Genomic DNA, 1,850 nt, shown 5'->3' on the forward strand with positions numbered 1-1,850 from the left:
CCCGCGGGGAGACGGCCTGGACGGCGAGGCTGCTCCGCCAGGGGTTCCTCTATATCCGGGCGGAACGGGCGGCGAGATGGATAAATTATTATGTTACCGGCGACGGCTACTTCTACCCGCTGCCGGAGAGGGGCCACGTTCCCTTTGATATCGTTGACGGCAGCAGAAAGCCCTGCATTACGCAACCGGAAGAGCTGGCGACGGCGTCGCTGATTACGCTGCCGGTAAAACCCGCGGGAATGAAAAACGGCGTCTTCTGGTTCTGCTGGTCGGAAGTCGAATGGACGCCGGCCACCCGGAAAAAGCATGAGGACCCGGCATATCAGAGCCGGTATATGCAGCCTTTTGATATGGACGCATGGCTGGCCGCAGGCAAAGCGGACCAGGCGCTTGCGCTGACGGCGCTGAGTGAGACGGTGGCGGAGTACAGCAGTCAGGCGGAGTCCTGCGGGGTGAAGAGCTGGACGGCTGCGCCCTGGAAAAGGGTGAACTCGCAGGATGGCATGCATCTGCGGCAGGCGGCGGACCGGCTGTTGCCTGACAAGGGGGCGATACTCCTGCTGCAGGATCCGCCGGCCGTTTTGCAGGACCTCTCCGCGCTGATCAATGCNCCGCCGGCCGTTTTGCAGGACCTCTCCGCGCTGATCAATGCTGAGCTGCAGGAAAAGGTTTACCGGCGCAAGGCGTATCAGCGGGAGTTAGCCCTGGCGTCGGCCATTACGGGGCTTAAGGAGGCGATGATCCGCCAGTTCGAACGTGACTATATCGATAAAAGCGAAAGCCTGGAGCGGGTCGCTGTTTATGGACCCTACGGCTATTCAACCGGCGGCGAACTGCCGGATAATCCGTACAGCAAAATTGCCGATAAAAAAATGAAACCGGAGGTTGCCAGAAAATGGGCGGACTATGAGCAGTATTATGACCCGGCTAAGGTGGCAGAATTTCAGGATAAATTTAACGCCATTTTAACCCGGTATAATAATGACGTTCTGGTTCCGCGCACCGCCATGTATCTGGCGTGGCTGCAGAGCGCCACGCTGCGGGGCTATTTTGCGCACAATTTTGACGGCGAAGATTTGGCAAACGGCATCGATTACGTCCAGACCCTGAACGGCTGTATTGCCGGTATGCAGGACAAGGTGGAGGTGCTTGCTTATTTTGAAAAATCACTGCTGGCGACGCCGACGGAAGCGAATAATATTCTGGCCAGAGCGCTGGTGCTCAACCAGGATGCGCTGGCGAAAAAGTTAGAGGAGGCGGTAAAAGACGCCGTCGACTGGTTTACGCTCCCCTGGAATAACCTGGCCGACGCCTTTAAGGATGCCATCGAAAAAATGCGTGAAAACGCCGCCGGCGTGGTGGGGATCTATATCGGCCTGCTTGCCGGGGTACTGAGTAAAGTGGTGAACCGGGCCCTTGACTCGGACCGCGTATTTACCTGCCTGGTGGCGACGGGGGCGCTGACCCGAAAGGCATTTATTCCGCTGGAGCGAAAGGCGACCTATAAAGAATTTGTGAAAAACGTGGTGAAAAAGCTGGCGGCGGAGAGCGGTATAACGCGCGGCGCGGATATAGACAGGCTGCACCACTATGTCAGCAAGGAGCTGAGGCGGCTGAGGATTGACGGGCTGCCGCTGGATCGCGTGATGTGGAAAAAGTTTCTGGTGATGGTGGAGACAGAGGAGCTTCACCGGCTGGCGTCGCTGCCGGCAACAGAGCGGGAAAAGGCCATCAGTAAGCTGCTGCGGACGGTGAACGACGTTGAGGCGCAGCAGTTCAGCCGCTGGCAGGGGGCGGTCCGGCGCGGCGTGCGCCAGGTGGGGGATGCGATGCCGTTTACGCTGGGGGTG

At 58.7% G+C, this 1,850-nt stretch carries 1 protein-coding gene; it reads left to right on the top strand.

Annotated features, from left to right (window positions below):
- Positions 1 to 53 precede the first annotated feature (53 nt).
- Positions 54 to 1,850 (top strand): T6SS effector BTH_I2691 family protein (locus GJV78_RS24065; protein ID WP_456237500.1); only part of this gene is annotated, 1,797 nt, incomplete at its 3' end.

Source organism: Intestinirhabdus alba (genome assembly GCF_009711095.1).
Classification (GTDB): Bacteria; Pseudomonadota; Gammaproteobacteria; order Enterobacterales; family Enterobacteriaceae; genus Intestinirhabdus; species Intestinirhabdus alba.